The sequence below is a fragment of the Mesorhizobium sp. P5_C1 genome, assembly GCF_054049815.1.
The window spans coordinates 1-848 of sequence record NZ_JBFULQ010001185.1; the positions used below are offsets into that span (position 1 = coordinate 1).

The 848-nt window shown below is 52.6% G+C and carries 1 protein-coding gene; it reads right to left on the bottom strand.

The genetic code is table 11. The features are described 5' to 3' along the window. Nucleotides 1-735 (bottom strand): GAF domain-containing protein (locus ACXJ7R_RS34765; protein ID WP_457155744.1); only part of this gene is annotated, 735 nt, incomplete at its 3' end. Between the last annotated feature and the right edge of the window lie 113 nt (nucleotides 736-848).

The window sequence follows — 848 nt, forward strand, 5'->3', positions numbered from 1 at the left end:
CTTGACGTTCAGCGTCTTGGCCATTGCTTCGCCGACGCTGTTTAGGATCGCGAGTTCTTTTGCGCGCTCCTCCGAAACTTTCAGCAGGCGCTGCGTCTCATCGAAAAGACGAGCATTGGCGATGGCCACGCCCATGCTCGATGAGAGCCCCTGCAACAGACGGACATGATCTTCGTTGAACGCGTTTTTTTTGTAGCTCTGCACGCTCACAACGCCCAGAGTTTTGTCTCCGGCGATGATCGGCACGCCGATGTAGGATTCGGACCGCTCATCTTCGGTGAGGACAATGACACCCAGTTCAACCGCTTGCTCGAAGGTGTTGAGAATCTTCGGTTTACCCGAGAGGATAATTTGGGAAGTCAATCCTGCACCCAAAGGGAACGGTTCGACCTCCACATAGTCTCGATAAAACGAATAGGGGACACTGATCAAACCAGAGGCTTCATCGTGCAATAGGATTTCAGTGACGTCGGTTCCGAATATTTCTCGCACCTTATCACCGACAATACGAGTCACCGTCTTTGCCGTCAATGTCTTCGACATTGCTTCGCCGACACTACCGAGGATTGCGAGTTCCTTTGTGCGCTCCTCACCTATTCTGAGTAGGCGCTGGTTTTCGGCTAAAAGTTTATCAAGTTCAGTCGCTGCAGTGGCCTTTGCGATTTCCAGTTCGACTATTTTGCGGTTGGCGTCCCCTAGACGGCTCACGAGGTCCATTTCGACTAAGCTTGGCATTCGGCCTCTTCCCCAACAGACATCCCGCCGTTTGAGGGGAGCCTTGCTTACCGCCTGAAGGATATTAGCAGATACTGTTACACGCCAATCGCCCGATTGACAGTGCCTTGCGT